Annotated in this window: 17 protein-coding genes; 10 read left to right on the top strand and 7 right to left on the bottom strand. The window is 72.6% G+C overall.

Features of this window, described 5'->3' with window-relative positions; genetic code table 11:
* Nucleotides 1–11 precede the first annotated feature (11 nt).
* Nucleotides 12–428, top strand: a complete 417-nt coding sequence (locus tag N0B34_RS11550; RefSeq protein ID WP_263731537.1) for an arsenate reductase ArsC — start codon at nucleotides 12–14, stop codon at nucleotides 426–428.
* Between the two features lie 99 nt (nucleotides 429–527).
* Here N0B34_RS11550 and N0B34_RS11545 read toward each other — a convergent pair whose 3' ends face one another.
* Genes N0B34_RS11545 through N0B34_RS11530 form a run of 4 tightly spaced genes read right to left on the bottom strand, consistent with a single transcriptional unit; the run spans nucleotide 528 to nucleotide 3,368 of the window.
* Nucleotides 528–1,691 carry a hypothetical protein gene (locus N0B34_RS11545; protein WP_263731536.1) on the bottom strand — a complete coding sequence of 388 codons (1,164 nt, stop codon included), beginning with the start codon at nucleotides 1,689–1,691 and terminating at the stop codon, nucleotides 528–530.
* A gap of 28 nt (nucleotides 1,692–1,719) precedes the next feature.
* The gene (locus N0B34_RS11540) at nucleotides 1,720–1,962 is read right to left on the bottom strand and encodes a thioredoxin family protein (RefSeq protein ID WP_263731535.1); all 243 of its coding nucleotides are present in this window, start codon (nucleotides 1,960–1,962) and stop codon (nucleotides 1,720–1,722) included.
* 33 nt (nucleotides 1,963–1,995) lie between these two features.
* Nucleotides 1,996–3,051, bottom strand: a complete 1,056-nt coding sequence (locus N0B34_RS11535; RefSeq protein ID WP_263731534.1) for a permease — start codon at nucleotides 3,049–3,051, stop codon at nucleotides 1,996–1,998.
* Entirely contained in the window at nucleotides 3,048–3,368 is a 321-nt protein-coding gene (locus N0B34_RS11530; protein WP_263731533.1) for an ArsR/SmtB family transcription factor, read from the bottom strand. The genes N0B34_RS11535 and N0B34_RS11530 overlap by 4 nt, the downstream gene beginning before the upstream one ends.
* Before the next feature lie 295 nt (nucleotides 3,369–3,663).
* Here N0B34_RS11530 and N0B34_RS11525 point away from each other — a divergent pair, with 295 nt between their 5' ends.
* From N0B34_RS11525 to N0B34_RS11495, 7 genes are read left to right on the top strand one after another with little or no spacing between them, the layout of a single operon-like run.
* The gene (locus N0B34_RS11525) at nucleotides 3,664–3,927 is read left to right on the top strand and encodes a sulfurtransferase TusA family protein (protein ID WP_263731532.1); all 264 of its coding nucleotides are present in this window, start codon (nucleotides 3,664–3,666) and stop codon (nucleotides 3,925–3,927) included.
* 7 nt (nucleotides 3,928–3,934) lie between these two features.
* Nucleotides 3,935–4,363: a hydrogenase iron-sulfur subunit gene (locus tag N0B34_RS11520; protein ID WP_263731531.1), complete on the top strand. Its 429-nt coding sequence runs from the start codon at nucleotides 3,935–3,937 to the stop codon at nucleotides 4,361–4,363.
* Between the two features lie 54 nt (nucleotides 4,364–4,417).
* Nucleotides 4,418–4,897, top strand: a complete 480-nt coding sequence (locus N0B34_RS11515; protein ID WP_263731530.1) for a DsrE/DsrF/DrsH-like family protein — start codon at nucleotides 4,418–4,420, stop codon at nucleotides 4,895–4,897.
* 42 nt (nucleotides 4,898–4,939) lie between these two features.
* Entirely contained in the window at nucleotides 4,940–7,672 is a 2,733-nt protein-coding gene (locus N0B34_RS11510) for an FAD-dependent oxidoreductase (protein WP_263731529.1), read from the top strand.
* Nucleotides 7,669–9,486, top strand: coding sequence for a CoB--CoM heterodisulfide reductase iron-sulfur subunit A family protein (locus N0B34_RS11505; RefSeq protein ID WP_263731528.1), 1,818 nt, complete (start codon nucleotides 7,669–7,671; stop codon nucleotides 9,484–9,486). The genes N0B34_RS11510 and N0B34_RS11505 overlap by 4 nt, the downstream gene beginning before the upstream one ends.
* Nucleotides 9,483–9,728: a hypothetical protein gene (locus N0B34_RS11500; protein ID WP_263731527.1), complete on the top strand. Its 246-nt coding sequence runs from the start codon at nucleotides 9,483–9,485 to the stop codon at nucleotides 9,726–9,728. The genes N0B34_RS11505 and N0B34_RS11500 overlap by 4 nt, the downstream gene beginning before the upstream one ends.
* Nucleotides 9,725–10,906, top strand: a complete 1,182-nt coding sequence (locus N0B34_RS11495; protein WP_263731526.1) for a 4Fe-4S dicluster domain-containing protein — start codon at nucleotides 9,725–9,727, stop codon at nucleotides 10,904–10,906. The genes N0B34_RS11500 and N0B34_RS11495 overlap by 4 nt, the downstream gene beginning before the upstream one ends.
* Nucleotides 10,907–10,977: 71 nt before the next feature.
* Here N0B34_RS11495 and N0B34_RS11490 read toward each other — a convergent pair whose 3' ends face one another.
* On the bottom strand, nucleotides 10,978–11,754 hold the full coding sequence (locus N0B34_RS11490; RefSeq protein ID WP_263731525.1) for a DUF2202 domain-containing protein: 777 nt from the start codon (nucleotides 11,752–11,754) through the stop codon (nucleotides 10,978–10,980).
* 169 nt (nucleotides 11,755–11,923) lie between these two features.
* Between N0B34_RS11490 and N0B34_RS11485 the strand changes: the two genes are divergently transcribed.
* Nucleotides 11,924–12,616, top strand: a complete 693-nt coding sequence (locus N0B34_RS11485) for a response regulator transcription factor (RefSeq protein WP_263731524.1) — start codon at nucleotides 11,924–11,926, stop codon at nucleotides 12,614–12,616.
* Complete coding sequence (locus N0B34_RS11480) at nucleotides 12,613–14,049, top strand: sensor histidine kinase (RefSeq protein WP_263731523.1); 1,437 nt, start codon at nucleotides 12,613–12,615, stop codon at nucleotides 14,047–14,049. Before N0B34_RS11485 ends, N0B34_RS11480 begins: the two co-directional genes overlap by 4 nt.
* Here the strand turns inward: N0B34_RS11480 and N0B34_RS11475 are convergent.
* Together N0B34_RS11475 and N0B34_RS11470 are read right to left on the bottom strand one after the other, a co-directional pair.
* Nucleotides 14,034–14,375 carry a DsrE family protein gene (locus tag N0B34_RS11475; protein WP_263731522.1) on the bottom strand — a complete coding sequence of 114 codons (342 nt, stop codon included), beginning with the start codon at nucleotides 14,373–14,375 and terminating at the stop codon, nucleotides 14,034–14,036. The two genes, N0B34_RS11480 and N0B34_RS11475, sit on opposite strands and share 16 nt — an antisense overlap.
* A 4-nt stretch (nucleotides 14,376–14,379) precedes the next feature.
* A complete protein-coding gene (locus N0B34_RS11470) occupies nucleotides 14,380–14,994 on the bottom strand; it encodes a hypothetical protein (RefSeq protein WP_263731521.1) in 615 nt (204 codons plus the stop codon).
* Nucleotides 14,995–15,090: the final 96 nt, after the last annotated feature.

The raw sequence follows: 15,090 nt of genomic DNA, 5'->3' as shown, positions 1-15,090 counted from the left end.
TGGAGAGACCGATGCCCTCGACCACCACCCACCGCCCGTCCGTCATGTTCGTCTGCGTGCACAACGCCGGTCGTTCCCAGATGGCCGCCGGCTTCATGTCCGCCCTGTCCGGCGGCCGGGTCGAGGTCCGCTCCGCGGGGTCGATGCCCGCCGACCAGGTGAACCCCGTCGCGGTCGAGGCGATGGCCGAGGTCGGCATCGACATCACCGCCGAGCGCCCCAAGATCCTCACCGGGGACGCCGTGCAGGCGTCCGACGTCGTGGTGACCATGGGCTGCGGCGACACCTGTCCCTTCTTCCCCGGCGTCCGCTACGAGGACTGGGAGCTGGAGGACCCCGCCGGCAAGGACCTGGACACGGTCCGGCGCGTGCGCGACGAGATCCGTGGTCGTGTCGACGCGCTGCTGGCCGAGCTGCTGCCCGCCTGAGCCTGCGCTCGAGCGGTCGCCGCCGCGCTGTCCCGACCCGCCGCCTACGTCACCCAGGCGTGGCAGGCGCCGCGCACCTGAGGTCTCGACGGCCGGGGCTCACCGCCGCCACACCACGCCGGTGCGCGTCCCCGCGGCCGTCCGGACCGTGACGGTGGCCCAGGTGCCGACCAGCAGCAGGTACAGCGCGGCACCCAGCGCCTCGAGCACCGGCGTCTGCCAGGCCCGTGCGAGCGTCAGGGTCGCCACGGTGAAGGCGCCGAGCGGGAAGGTGAACGCCCACCAGCCGAGGTGGAAGCCGAACCCACCTGCCCTCAGGTAGCGCACCAGCAGCGCCACGGCGATGCCGAGCCACCACAACCCGAACCCCCACAGGGCCGAGGCGAAGAGCAGCGACACGGTGCCGACCGCGCCGGCGGTCGCGGCGCTCGCCACCGGCATCTGCCGCGCCAGGCCCAGGGCGGCCAGCGCGCCGACCCCGACCGGGCCGAGCGCGATCCACACCGTGGGCGCGAGCGCGGCGGGCGGCAGCGGGTGCAGCACGAGCCGGGCGAACAGCAGACCCAGGGTCAGCAGGAACAGCACGAACCCCATGCCGAACGTCGCGTAGCCGAGCACCAGCAGCAGCCGCGCGTCGCGCGCACCGACGTGCGGGACGAGCGCCGCGGTGGCGACGGGGACGATGATCGTGACCACGGGCGGGATGAACCAGCCGCCGTTCACCGACCCTGCGGCCACCTCGCCCGTGAACAGCGTGTACGCGAAGGCCACGCCCAGCACGAGCCCGACCACCGCGCCGACCGCCAGCAGCGCGCCGGCCAGCGGCACGGTCACTGCCGACGGCAAGAAGCGCGGGCCGACGGCCGTGGTCATCACCGACAGCACCAGCAGCCCCGCCGGCAGGGTGGCGTGCATCGCGCCGAGCACGGGATGCCGCAGGTCGGCCCGGCACGCGTCCGTGTGGCGCACCCAGCGCACCACGTAGGCCACCAGCAGCACCGCGCCGAGGACGTAGGTGAGCACGGCGAACGCCACACCGAGGGCGTGCGCTGCGGGCGCCAGCGCGGTCAGACCGCCGGGGTTGCCGTCGCTGGCCACCGCGACGATGCCCGTGCCCATCACGGCGGCGAACCAGCCGGGGTGCAGGTCACGCATCCGCGACGCACGGTCGGTGGGCGTGGCCGGCGACGACGGTGCCGAGCTGGCCTCCCGGGTCACCTCGACCGCCGGCACGTCCGGACCGGCCGGGCTCTGGGTCGTCATGACGGCGCGCCGTTCCTGCGCCGGTCGATCAGGAGGCGAGGGGCGCGAGGAGCTCGCGCACCTGCGCTGCCGTGGGGACCCGGCCGGACATGACCACCTGCTCGTCCACCACGAGCCCGGGCGTGCGCATGACGCCGTAGCCGGCGATCTCCCCGTAGTCGGTGACCTTCTCGAACACGGCGTCCAGGCCCAGGTCGGCGGCGGCCTCCCGCGTGACGCGCTCGAGGTTGACGCAGTTGGCGCAGCCGGAGCCGAGGATCTTGATGATCATGGTCTGTCTCTCCTGTGGTGAGCGGTGCCGGCGTCAGGCCGGCAGGACGGCGTTGAACAGGTAGCCGACGGCGATGATGCCGAGGGCGGTCACCGCGACGAACGCGGCGATGAGCGGCGGCTTGAGCACGCGGCGCAGCAGGATCATCTCGGGCAGGCTGAGCGCGACGACGGCCATCATGAAGGCGAGCAGGGTGCCCATCGGCAGGCCCTTGTCGTGCAGGGCCTGCACCAGCGGCATCACGCCGGCGGCGTTGGAGTACAGCGGCACGCCGAGGGCGACGGCGACCAGCACCGCGAACGGGTTGCCCGCACCGGCGTACCGGGCGAACAGGTCCGCCGGCGCCCAGCCGTGGATCGCCGCACCGAGACCGATGCCCACCAGCAGGTACGGCCAGATGCGCCGCAGGATGGTGCGGACCTCCTCCAGGCCCATCTGGATCCGGTCGTCCCAGCTGAGCCCGATGCTCGGGTCCACCACCTGGCCGCGCAGGCGCGTCTCGAAGACGAACGGCTCCACCCACCGCTCCACGTGCAGCCGGCCCAGCGTGAAGCCGGCGACGACGGCGATCAGCAGGCCGGCGACGATGTAGAGCGCCGTCGGGCCGATGCCGAACATGCCGAACAGCATCGCGATCGCCACCTCGTTCACCAGCGGGCTGGCGATGAGGAAGCTGAGGGTCACGCCGATCGGCACGCCCGCCGCGACGAACCCGATGAAGGCCGGCACCGCGGAGCACGAGCAGAACGGGGTGACCACACCGAGCCCGGCCGCCATCACGTTGCCGACGCCCTCGCGGCGCCCCCCGAGCAGCGCCCGGGTCCGTTCCACGCTCATGAACGACCGCAGGACGGTGACCACGAAGATGATCCCGACCAGCAGCAGGACGATCTTCACCGAGTCGGTGACGAAGAACAGGACACCGGAGCCCAGCCGGCTGGTCAGGTCCAGGCCGAAGACGTGACCGACCAGCCACGTCCAGAACCGCCCGTTGACGGCGTACAGCGCGAACCAGACCACCGCGGCACCCGCGAGCCCGGTCCACCGGCGCACCGAGCTCCCGGCGCGGACCCGCTCCGTGACGCTCATGCCCGCGCCGCCGCCCGAGCGCCGGGCAGCGCGGCCGCCATCCGGGACCGCGCGTCGTCCGCGAGCGCGTAGTCGATCCACCGGCCGCGCCGGCTGGACGTGACCAGGCCCGCGTCACGCAGCACCTTGAGGTGATAGCTGAGCAGGTTGCCCGGCACCTGGACGTGCTCCTGCAGGTTGCACACGCACGACGGGCCCGCCGACAGCTGCTCGAGCACCGTCCACCGCACCGGGTCGGCGACCGCCTGGAGGACACCGAGCGCACCCTCGACCGCGGACGGAGAGAGCGTCAGTTCAAGAGCGATTGAATCAGGCACGGTTGAAGTATGTGCGCTCCCGGCGCGGACGCCGTCGGGACGTTGGTCCCTGCCTGCGCAAACGCGACACATACCCGTAGGGGTACAGGACGTTCGACCCTCACGACGCGACGTGACCAGGTCGAACCTTGGTCCGTGGCGACGTCGTCCGGCCCGATGGTGGGTCCCCGTCCGCGGGTCCTTCCGCGCGCAGACGCACGTCACCGCTGCTGCCGGGCGGTGCGCCCCGGCGGCCTGCCGTGTCCGGCGTCGTCGCCGGCGGACCGGCGCCCACCCGTCCCGGAGGAGGACTGACATGTCGGTAGCGATCGAAGAGCTCAAGGCCCTGGAGGGCACGACCACCGTCGTCGACGCCCGCGGCACGTCGTGCCCCGGCCCGATCCTCGCGGCCAAGAAGGCGATCGGCGGCGTGCCGGTCGGTGGCGTGATGGAGGTGCTGGCGACGGACTCCGGCACCCTCAAGGACCTGCCGGCGTGGTCGAAGAAGATGGGCCACGAGTTCCTGGGGAACTTCGAGGACTCGGGCTACCTGCACCTGTTCCTCAAGAAGATGAAGTGACCCGCTGATGGACCACAGCGACGCCGCCGGGTCGCTGCCGCGGATCCTCGTCTTCTCGACGAACAACATCTCGGATCCCGGCATCGACCTGGCGGGCAGCCGTCACCTGCACTACCCCGCCACCGTCTCGGTGCTGGCGGTCCCGTGCAGCAGCGGCATCAAGCCGTCGTGGATCGTGCACGCCCTCGAGTCCGGCCAGGACGGCGTGTTCATCGCCTCCGACGGCGAGGAGTGCGCGTACCTGCCGGACTGCGCCGAGCGCACGGCGCGGATCGCCACCCAGGCGCAGGAGCTGATGAAGGCCAAGGGCATCGCGCCGCAGCGGCTGAAGATGGCGGCCGTCTGCTCGGTCTGCGCCGAACCGTTCGCCAAGTACATGCGTGAGTTCGCAGCCGCGCTCGACGAGCTGCGGCCCCAGCCGGCCACCGTCGGCTGACCGCCCCGCCACGGGGCGAGGCGCAGGACCCGGACAAGGACCAGGAGAGGGACAGTGGAGTCCACGAAGAAGACGATCATCGTGTTCAGCGGTGATTTCGACAAGGTGATGGCCGCATTCATCATCGCCAACGGCGCGGCGGCGATGGACGACGAGGTCACCATGTTCTTCACGTTCTGGGGCCTGAACGCGCTGCGCAAGGACCAGCACGTCCCCACCACGGGGAAGACGCCGCTGCAGAAGATGTTCGGCGCGATGATGCCGCGCGGCCCCAAGAAGCTGCAGCTGTCGAAGATGAACTTCGCCGGCGCCGGTCCCAAGATGATGCAGCGCGTGATGAAGCAGCAGAACGTGATGCTGCTGCCCGAGCTGATCGCCACCGCCCGCGAGCAGGGCATCAAGCTCGTCGCCTGCACCATGTCGATGGACGTCATGGGTCTGCGCAAGGAAGAGCTGCTCGACGACATCGAGTACGCCGGCGTCGCGTCCTACCTCGGTGACGCGGACGAGTCGAACGTCAACCTCTTCATCTGACCAGGCGCGGGCCGCGGGCCTGACCGGAAGCAGGAGCCATCGATGGACTACGACGTCCTGGTGATCGGCAGCGGGATCGGCGGCATGGAGTCGTCGATCAAGCTCGGCGACATGGGCTACAAGGTGCTGCTCGTCGAGAAGGAGGCGAGCGTCGGCGGCCGGATGATCCTGCTGTCGAAGGTGTTCCCCACGCTCGACTGCGCGAGCTGCATCTCCGGTCCCAAGATGTCGTCGACGATCAACCACCCGAACATCACCACCAAGACGTACTCGGAGGTGACCGGGATCCGCCGGGACGCCGACGGGCGGTTCCACGCCACGGTCAAGGAGAAGCCGACCTTCGTCGACTGGGCGGCGTGCACCGGGTGCAGCGACTGCCAGACGGCCTGCACCGTGGCGGTCCCGGACGAGTTCAACTCCGGCCTGGTCGCCCGCCGCGCCGCGTACATCGCGTTCCCGCAGGCGGTGCCGAAGAAGGCCGTGCTGACCCGGGAGGGCACGTCGCCGTGCATCGGGGCGTGCCCGGCCGGCATCAAGGCGCACGGCTACGTCTCGCTGGTGCGCAACGGCAAGGACGAGGAGGCGTTCCAGCTGGTGCTGGACGCCACTCCCCTGGTCGGCACCCTCGGCCGCGCCTGCTACGCGCCGTGCGAGTCGGAGTGCACCCGCACCAAGCTCGAGGGGACCGTGCCGATCCGCCTGATCAAGCGGTACGCGGCCGACCAGCACTACGCCGCCCAGGGTGCGACGCCCAGCGGGCCCGCGGTCGAGGTCGAGGCGCCCAACCGGCACCGCGTCGCCGTGGTCGGTTCCGGCCCCGCCGGCCTGACGGCAGCCTGGCAGCTGGCCCGCAAGGGCTACGAGGTGACGATCTTCGAGAAGCGGTCGCAGCCCGGTGGCTACCTGCGGCACGCCATCCCGGCCTACCGGCTCCCGCACGACGTGGTCGACGCCGACATCGCCAACCTCACGTCGCTCGGCGTGCGGATCGTCTGCGACGCCCAGGTCGACGACCTCGCCGCGCTGAAGGAACGCGAGGGGGTCGACGCGGTGATCGTCGCCACCGGGACGCAGGCCGCCACCCCGATGAACATCCCCAACGAGGACGTGCGCGGGTCCGTCAACGGCCTGGACTTCCTCGCCGACGTGGCCAACGGCGCGGCGCCCGACCTGACCGGCAAGCGCGTGGTGATCGTCGGCGGCGGCAACGTCGCGATGGACGCGGCGCGCGTCAGCCTGCGGCTCGGTGCCGCGGAGGCCAAGGTCGTCTACCGCCGGACGCGCGCGGAGATGCCCGCGCACCACGTGGAGTCGGAGGACGCCGAGGCCGAGGGCGCCGTCTTCGAGCTCCTGGTCAGCCCGCTCGAGGTGCTCGCGACCGACGGCGCCGTCACGGGCCTGCGGCTGCAGAAGATGCAGCTCGGCGAGCCGGACGCCTCCGGGCGCCGCAGCCCCGAGCCGATCCCCGGCGCCGAGACCACCGTGCCGTGCGACCTGGTCATCTCGACGATCGGCATGAGCCCGGACTCCTCGCTGTACGAGGAGCTGGTCGGCGTCAGCCGGTCCCGCCGGATCAAGGTGAACCCCCGCACGCTGCAGAGCAACGTTCCCTACGTGTTCGCCGCGGGCGACGTCACCACCGGCGCCACGGACATCACCACGGCGATCGGCGCCGGCCGGCGCGCGGCGCACATGGTGGACCGCTGGGTCACCGGGCAGCCGATGGACGGGTTCACGGCGCTGGACGACCGGCTCCCCACCGTGGGCTCCGACCAGGTGCTGTCCCGCCAGTCCGCCTACGGCCACCGCAACCCGATCAAGCCCGACGTCGACCTGGTCCCCCGCCCCCGCGACTTCCACGAGGTCGAGGCGCCGTTGACCGAGGCGCAGGCGCGGTCCGGTGCGGGCAGCTGCCTGGACTGCGGCGTCTGCTCCGAGTGCCAGGAGTGCGTGCACGCCTGCCCGGCGGACGCGATCCGGATGGACCAGCGCGAGAAGGTCAGCGACGTCACGGTCGGCGCGGTGGTCGTGTCCACCGGCTACAAGCTGTTCGCCGCCGACGCCAAGCCCGAGTACGGCTGGGGCCGGTACGCCAACGTGATCACCGGCATGCAGATGGACCGCCTGCTGGCGCCGACCCGCCCGTACAACACGGTGCTGCGGCCCGGCGACGGGAAGGTGCCCGAGCGGATCGCGTACATCTCGTGCACCGGGTCCCGGGACAAGCAGGTGGGCAACCCGCTGTGCTCGAAGGTCTGCTGCATGTACTCGATCAAGCAGAACCAGCTGATCATGGGCGCCCTGCCGCTGGCCGACGTGACCATGCACTACATGGACATGCGGGCCGCGGGGAAGCGGTACGACGAGTTCTACGAGCAGGCCAAGGACATGGGCGCGCAGTACATCCGCGGCCGGGTCTCGAAGATCACCGAGAAGCCCAACGGCGACCTGGTGCTGCGCTACGAGGACACGGAGGGCACCGGCGAGATCGTCGAGGCCGAGTACGACCTCGTCGTCCTGGCCGTGGGCATCCAGCCCAACCGCGACGTCGAGCGCCTGTTCACCGACCAGCCGCTCGGGCTCGACGAGTACTTCTACGTCGCCGAGCCGAGCGACGAGCTGGACCCCGGCCAGACCGACATCCCGGGGGTCTTCGTCGCCGGCACCGCGTCCGGCGCGAAGGACATCGTCGACTCGATCGTGCACGCCGGCGCGGCCGTCGCCCAGGTGGCGGCCCATCTCGAGCACGTCAAGGCCGCGGAGGTGCTGGCATGACGCAGACCCTGGACCCGGCGGCCGACGGCGGGACGGCGCCCGAGGCGACCGGCACAGCCGCCGCGCAGGAGCCCGCCACCGCCCGGCGCCGCATCGGCGTGTACATCTGCCACTGCGGCGGCAACATCTCCGACTACGTCGACGTCGCCAAGGTGCGGGACGCCCTGGCGGACGACCCGGACGTGGTGGTGGCGGAGACGACGCTGTTCGCCTGCGCGGACGGCCAGCAGCACGAGATGGTGCACGACATCGAGACGGAGCACCTCGACGGCCTGGTCGTCGCGTCCTGCTCGCCCAAGCTGCACCAGGTGACGTTCCGCGGGGTGTCCAAGCGCGCCAACCTCAACCCGTACGCGTACACCCAGGTGAACATCCGCGAGCAGGACTCGTGGGCGCACACCGACGACCACGAGGGCGCGACGGCCAAGGCGATCGGCCTGGTCAAGGCGGGGATCGCCAAGACCCGGCTGTCCGTCCCGCTGGAGCCGCTGCGCGTCGACACCGTGCCGGCGACCATGGTGGTCGGCGGGGGCGTCACCGGGCTGCGGGCGGCGATCGGGCTGGCGGACATCGGCATCGCGGTCACCGTGGTGGAGCGCGAGTCGCAGGTCGGCGGCTGGCTGGGCCGGCTGGGCCCGATGTTCCCGCACGACCGCAGCGGCCGGGAGCAGATCGCCCAGCTGCTGAGCGAGATCGAGAAGCGGCCGACCATCACCGTGCTGACCGACGCCGAGCTGGTGGGCAAGTCCGGCACGTTCGGCAACTACACGGCCAAGGTCCACATCCGCAGCGGTGGCGCCGACGAGCTGCGCACCCTGCAGGTCGGCACCTTCGTGATCGCCACCGGGGCGGACGTCTACTCCCCCGAGGTCGGCGAGCTCGGCTACGGGATCGAGGGCGTGCTCACGCTCGCCGAGTTCGGCACGCTGGTCGACGCCGCCAAGGGCGGCGGCGTGCTGACCTGGTCCGGCCGGCCGGTCCGGTCCATCGCCTACGTCTACTGCGTCGGCAACCGGCAGGCGGACGGCAACGCGTACTGCTCCAAGTTCTGCTGCACGGCGACGATCCACGCCTCGATCAAGGTCGCGGACATCGACCCGACCGTGAAGCAGTACCACCTGCACCGCGACGTGCGGGCCTACGGCAAGTTCGAGCTGCTGTACACCGAGTCCCGCGAGCGGGGTTCGGTGTACCTGCGCTACCCGGACGACGAGCTCCCGAGCGTGGAACGGACCGCGGACCAGCGGCTGGCGGTGACGGTCACCGACAAGCTGACCGCCGGTGCACGGCTGACCATCCCGGCCGACCTGGTGGTGCTGGTCACCGGCATGGTGCCCGCGCAGAACACCGAGCTGTCGACGCTGCTGAAGCTGCCGGTGGGCGACGACGGCTTCTACAACGAGATCCACCCCAAGCTGCGCCCGGTGGAGACCGTGGTGGACGGCGTGATGATCGCCGGCGCCTGCCAGGGCCCGAAGACCGCGACCGAGGCGGTCAGCGGCGGGCTCGCGGCCGTCACCCAGAGCGCCGGCATCCTCAAGAAGGGGTTCGCCGAGCTCGACCCGCTGGTCGCGACCGTCGACGAGGCGGCCTGCACAGGCTGCGACGCCTGCCTGACCACCTGCCCCTACGACGCGATCAGCAGCTACGTGTGCGACTCCGGCACCAAGGCGACCATCTCGGCCGCGACGTGCAAGGGCTGCGGCGGCTGCGTGCCGTTCTGCCCGGAGGACGCGATCGACCTGCTCGGGTACACCAGCGCCCAGATGCTGGCCGCGATCGACGGGCTGTCGGTGAAGGAGCCGGTGGGATGAGCCAGACGTTGAGGGACCCGCGGGAGATCATCCGCGAGGAGATGACGATGCACGGCGTGATCACGGCCGCCCTGGCGGACGGGCCGCTGACCGTGCCGCAGATCGCCGAGGCGATCGGCCGCCCGGCGGACGAGGTCGTCTTCTGGGTGATGGGGATGCGCCGCTACGGCCACCTCGTCGAGCTCGCCGACGAGGACGACGGCTACTTCCCGTACGCGCTCGCGAAGGAGGCGTCGAAGTGACGACGACCGTCGACACCGGTCTGCTGGCGGACCTGCAGAAGTTCGGCGCCGCCGACGTGACCGCCTGCTTCAGCTGCGGCAACTGCACGGCGATCTGCCCGCTGGCGGACAACGACGCGACGTTCCCGCGCCGCGTGATCCGGTACGCGCAGGTCGGCATGAAGGACGACCTGCTGGGCTCCAAGGAGCTGTGGACCTGCTACCACTGCGGCCTCTGCTCCGAGTCGTGCCCCACCGAGGCGGACCCGGGCGAGTTCATGGCGACGGCTCGGCGGTACGCGGTCGCCTCGTACGACCCGACGGGGCTCGCGCGCATCCTCTACACCCGGCCCGTGCTCGGCACGGCGATCGCGGTGCTGGTCGCGGCGTTCTTCGGGACGTTCATGCTGACGGCCGGCGGCCTGGGGAACCAGGACACCACCCAGCTGGCGCTGTTCGACTTCGTCCCCGAGGGCCTGATCCACTGGACCGGCATCGGCGTCATGGTGCTGCTCGCCCTCGCGGGCGTGATCGGCATCGGGCGCATGATGCGGCAGGTCGCCCGGCGGGACGGGGAGAGCCTGGCCACCACGGTGCACGGCCGCGAGGCCTGGGGCCGCACGCTGCGCGCCGCGTGGGACTCGATCGGCGTGGAGTCCCTGGGCCAGAAGCGGTTCCGCGACGACTGCCACGACGACCAGCCGGTGGAACCGCTGTACCGGCGCCGCTGGGTGCTGCACGCGCTCAGCATCTGGGGGTTCCTCGGCCTGTTCGTCGCGACGATCAGCGACTGGGGCCTGGCCCTGCTGCACGTCAAGGCGACCGGTACGCCGGTGCCGATCTGGTACCCGACCCGGCTGCTCGGCACCGTGGCCGGCCTGGCGCTGATGTACGGCGTCACCATGTTCATGGTGGGTCGGCGGCGGCGCTGGAGCGCGTCGGCGGCCACCTCCACCGGCTCGGACTGGATGCTGCTGGCCCTGCTGTGGATCACTGGCGCCACCGGGTTCCTCATCGAGGTGGCGCTGTACCTGCCGCCCGCACCGGCCTGGGGCTACTGGGTGTTCCTGCTGCACGTGTCGGTGGCGATGGAGCTGATGCTGCTGCTGCCGTTCACCAAGTTCGCGCACGTGATGTACCGGCCGGTGGCGCTGTTCTTCTACTCCCTGGCGAAGCAGAAGCGCGCCGCGTCCGCCTGACGTCCACCGCTGACATGACGGGGCTCCCCGCACCGAGCCGGTGCGGGGAGCCCCGTCTGCCTCTGCGGCCGTCAGCCGCCGAAGGCGGTCAGGTGACGCTCGGACGCGGTGAGCAGGTGGCTGTAGACCAGCTGCACGTCCGGCGCCGTGACCGACGCCTTGGCGTCCGTCAGCGCGGTGATGTCGGCCTGCTCGACGCTGCGCGCCGCGGCGTACGCGGCATCCGTCGAGGCGGAGCCCTCGGCGAGCAGCCGGTCGTAGGTGGCCTGGACGTCGGTCGCGGAGAACCGGCCGGTCGTGTGGTCCGCGCTCGGGTCGGTCACGCCGTAGCGCTCGAGCAGGATGCGGATCTGGATCAGGTGCTGGCTCTCGGCGTCGGCGACGTGCTCGAACACCGGGGTGGTCGCATCCGCTGCGAACGCCGTGTACAGGTCGTGCGCCAGCAACTCCTCCTCGGCCATGGAGGCCAGCTCGGCCTTCTGCGCGTCGGTGAGCGTGCCGCTCTCGACGCCGGTCAGGCCGGTGCCGGTGCCCTGTCCGGGCCCCTGGCGCATGCCCTGCCCCGCTCCGGGCCCCATGCCCTGTCCCGCACCGCGTCCGGCGCCGTTGCCGTAGCCGTTGGCGGCGCCGAGCCCGGCGCCCGCACCGGGGGTGCCCTGGCCGCCCCGGGCGCGCATGCCGGCGCCCGTGCCGTCGCAGACGCCCGTGCCGGGGCCGGCGGTGCTCCCCGTGGTCGGGGTCGGGGTGGGCGCGTCGCCGCGCGACGCGGCGAGCGACGGGGCCGCGATCAACGCCGTGGCGACGACACCCGTCGTCGCGGCGATCGTCAGCCGGGTCCTGGTTCGCATGATGTGCTCCTTCGTCGAGGTCGTGGTCCTTGCGTGCACCTCGAGGTTCGGCCGCCCGGGTGGAGCCCCGCTGCCGCCGGTGTGGAGACGGGATGGAGTTCTGGCCCCCGGGGACGGCTGATCCCCCCGGTAGCCGCCCCGCCCGGCGGCGGACGGGAAGGATGAGCCCATGCCCACCGTGCTGGTCGTCGAGGACGAGTCGGACATCCGCGAGGTGCTGCGTCGCTACCTCGAGCGCGCCGGCTACGCCGTGCTGACCACGGGGTCGGGCGCCGAGGCGCTGCGGCTGGTGGAGACGTCGGCCGCCGACCTCGTCGTGCTCGATCTCGGCCTGCCGGACGTCGACGGTGCGGACGTGCTGCGCGAGGTGCGGTCCGGTGGCCGGACGCCCGTGCTGGTGCTCACCGCGCGCAGCGCCGTCGAGGACCGCATCCGCGGCCTGCGGCTGGGCGCCGACGACTACGTCACCAAGCCGTTCAGCCCGGCCGAGGTGGTGCTGCGGGTGGCCGCGATCCTGCAGCGGAGCGGAGGGAGCGCCGAGGCTGCGTCGGCGCCGACGTTCGGCGGCGGCCGGCTGCGGATCGACGAGGCCCGGCACGTGGCCCGCTTCGACGACCGCGAGCTGGACCTGACGCCCACCGAGTGGGGCATCCTCGCGGCGCTGGCCGGCGCGCCCGGCCGGGTGTTCTCCCGCTACGAGCTGGTGAACCGGGTGCGCGGCTACGAGTACGCGGGCTACGAGCGCACCATCGACTCCCACGTGAAGAACCTGCGGCACAAGCTGGGCTCGGACGGCGGTGCGGTCGTCGAGACCGTGCTCGGCGTCGGCTACCGGCTCGGGCTGCACCGGGACGAGCGATGAGCCGCCGCGGCCGGCTGGGCCCGGTCGGCCACCGGCTGCTGCTCGCGTTCGTCCTGGTGACGGCGTTCTCCGTGGTCGTCGTCACCGGGGCCGCGCTGATCGGGGTGGGCCGCGGGCTGTCGTCGTCGCAGGACGTCACGCGACAGGACGCCGCCACCGCGGCCGCGGCCGCGGCCGCTCGCGCCTACGCCGCGACGGGCACGTGGTCGGGCGCGGACCTGTCCCAGGCGTCGGCAGTGGCGGACGCCGCCGGGGCACGGCTGTTCGTCGTCTCGGCCACCGGTGAGGCGGTCGGCCTGGGCGGCGCGGGCGGCAACCCGGGGATGGGTCAGAACGGGGCCGGTGGCCCGGGCGGCGCGGACAGCCCGGGCGGTCAGGGACGTGGGGCCGTCGGCCCTGTGGGCGGGACCGGCGTGTACAGCGCGACCGTGACCGTGGACGGCGCGGACGTCGGCACGGTGCGCCTCGTGTTCCCCGTCTCGACGCTCACCCGGGCCCGGGACGTCGCATGGACGTGGGTGGGCCTCGCGGCCGCCGCAGCCCTGGTGCTCGCGCTCGTCGCCGGCTGGGTGGTCACGCGCCTGCTGACCGGCCCGATCGCGCGGACCACGCAGGCCGCGAGGTCGTTCGCGGCCGGGGACCGGACGGCCCGGACGGAGGTGACGGGCCCCGGCGAGCTCGCTGAGCTGGCGCAGGCGTTCAATGCGATGGCGGACGCCGTCACCCGCTCCGAGCGGGACCGGCGCAACCTGACCGCCGACGTCGCGCACGAGCTGCGCACCCCGCTCGCCGCGCTCCAGGCCGGGCTCGAGGAGCTGCGCGACGGGCTGGTCGAGCCGGACCCGGCCCGGCTCGGGGCGCTGCACGACCAGACGCTGCGGCTCGGGCGCATCGTCGCCGACCTCGCCGAGCTGTCCGCCGCCGAGGCCGAGACGGGCGTCTCCGTGCAGCGCGTCCCGGTCGACCTCGCGCGGCTGGCGGCCGACGAGGTGGCCGCCCGCGACCCGCAGCTGCGCGCGGCGGGCCTCGACGTCGACCTGACGGCCGACGGTCCGGTCGACGTGCTCGCCGATGCCGATCGGCTGCACCAGGCGCTCGGCAACGTGCTGGCCAACGCCGCGCGGTACTGCGCGGCGGGCGACCGGGTGAGCGTGCGGGTGGGGGCTGCGGACGGGCACGCCGTGCTCGAGGTCGCCGACACCGGCCCCGGCATACCCGCCGACGAGCTTCCGCACGTGTTCGACCGGCTGTGGCGCGGTCGGGCCGCGGCGCGCGTGGCGGGCTCCGGGATCGGGCTGGCGGTCGCGCGCGAGATCGTCGTCGCCCACGGCGGGACCATCGAGGTGGCGTCCGACGAGGGAGCCGGGACCGCCGTGACGATCCGCCTGCCGCTGGCGCCGAGCGGTCGGGCGGGCGGTCAGGGCCTCAGGTAGGCCCAGCCCTCGAACTGTCGCGCCACCAGGTGGGCGACGCCGGACGTCACCACGACCGCACCGGCCACCAGGTCCTCGTCGGACACCTGCGCCGACCGCATCGAGTTGCGGCACACCGCCAGCCCGATCCCGGCCTGCATCGCCTCGGCGAGCGCGTCCGCCGCCGGGGCCGTCGGCAGGGCGAGCGCCATCGCCTCGCCGTGGACCACCACCTCGACCGGGGTGCCCGCCTCGATCACCGGCAGCAGGTTGAGGGCGTTGCGCAGCACGGCGCGGTGCTTGTCCGGTGCGCCCTCGCTGAGGTGCACCACGACTCCACGGGTCATCAGGTCACTCCGTTCCGGTCACCGCCGGCACCGGGCCGACGGGGTGGGTGGTCACGCGGCACAGCACCTGGCCGCGCAGCCGCACGACGAGGGCACCGGCCGTCATCGCGACGGCCGCCATGGCCAGCACCGGCTGGGCCGGGGCGAACCACCGCATGGTGCCGGCGTAGCCGAGGGCCAGCAGGGCGATCTTGTTGCACACGGGACAGCCGACGGCGAACCAGGTGAGCACGCCACCGGCCATGCCCCACCGGCTCGGCCGGTCCGCGGTGGCCGCTGCTTGCATCGCCACGACTGCACTCTCCGGCACTTCAGGAGAGGCCTGGGCCGCGCGACCGCCGCCGCGCCGGGGGGCTGACGGCCGCACGTAGGTCGCGCCGAGCAGCCCCGCCAGGACGGAGGACAGCACCCACGTGATGTAGCTCCACGTCTGCGGCGGCACCTCCCGGCCGAACACCGGGTTGGGGATCAGCACCGTGGGGACGCCGAGCAGCACGGCGAAGGCCAGCGTGAGCAGCACCGCGGCACCGGACTGCCGGGGCGTCCACCCGCGGAGTGCGAGCGCGGCGGCGCGCAGCGTGCGGCGCGGCTCCGTCGTGGCGAGAACGCTGGGGATCATCGGCCCTCCGGGTGGGCGTCGGGCCGACCTGGCTCGACCGACCCGGTGAGGATACCCGAGGGGGTATCCGAACGGCACGTGGCTCAGCGGACCGTC

Source organism: Cellulomonas sp. SG140 (assembly GCF_025770785.1).
In the GTDB taxonomy this organism is placed as follows: Bacteria; Actinomycetota; Actinomycetes; order Actinomycetales; family Cellulomonadaceae; genus Cellulomonas.
This window is presented reverse-complemented; position numbering and strand designations above follow the sequence as displayed.

What these genes read in the sequence shown, in the direction of transcription:
- N0B34_RS11505 (WP_263731528.1), top strand. Translation starts at nt 7,669, where the DNA reads ATGACGCAGACCCTGGACCCGGCGGCCGACGGCGGGACGGCGCCCGAG.
- N0B34_RS11490 (WP_263731525.1), bottom strand. Translation starts at nt 11,754, where the DNA reads ATGCGAACCAGGACCCGGCTGACGATCGCCGCGACGACGGGTGTCGTC.
- N0B34_RS11510 (WP_263731529.1), top strand. Translation starts at nt 4,940, where the DNA reads ATGGACTACGACGTCCTGGTGATCGGCAGCGGGATCGGCGGCATGGAG.
- N0B34_RS11550 (WP_263731537.1), top strand. Translation starts at nt 12, where the DNA reads ATGCCCTCGACCACCACCCACCGCCCGTCCGTCATGTTCGTCTGCGTG.
- N0B34_RS11480 (WP_263731523.1), top strand. Translation starts at nt 12,613, where the DNA reads ATGAGCCGCCGCGGCCGGCTGGGCCCGGTCGGCCACCGGCTGCTGCTC.
- N0B34_RS11470 (WP_263731521.1), bottom strand. Translation starts at nt 14,994, where the DNA reads ATGATCCCCAGCGTTCTCGCCACGACGGAGCCGCGCCGCACGCTGCGC.
- N0B34_RS11545 (WP_263731536.1), bottom strand. Translation starts at nt 1,691, where the DNA reads ATGACGACCCAGAGCCCGGCCGGTCCGGACGTGCCGGCGGTCGAGGTG.
- N0B34_RS11500 (WP_263731527.1), top strand. Translation starts at nt 9,483, where the DNA reads ATGAGCCAGACGTTGAGGGACCCGCGGGAGATCATCCGCGAGGAGATG.
- N0B34_RS11520 (WP_263731531.1), top strand. Translation starts at nt 3,935, where the DNA reads ATGGACCACAGCGACGCCGCCGGGTCGCTGCCGCGGATCCTCGTCTTC.
- N0B34_RS11525 (WP_263731532.1), top strand. Translation starts at nt 3,664, where the DNA reads ATGTCGGTAGCGATCGAAGAGCTCAAGGCCCTGGAGGGCACGACCACC.
- N0B34_RS11535 (WP_263731534.1), bottom strand. Translation starts at nt 3,051, where the DNA reads ATGAGCGTCACGGAGCGGGTCCGCGCCGGGAGCTCGGTGCGCCGGTGG.
- N0B34_RS11485 (WP_263731524.1), top strand. Translation starts at nt 11,924, where the DNA reads ATGCCCACCGTGCTGGTCGTCGAGGACGAGTCGGACATCCGCGAGGTG.
- N0B34_RS11540 (WP_263731535.1), bottom strand. Translation starts at nt 1,962, where the DNA reads ATGATCATCAAGATCCTCGGCTCCGGCTGCGCCAACTGCGTCAACCTC.
- N0B34_RS11475 (WP_263731522.1), bottom strand. Translation starts at nt 14,375, where the DNA reads ATGACCCGTGGAGTCGTGGTGCACCTCAGCGAGGGCGCACCGGACAAG.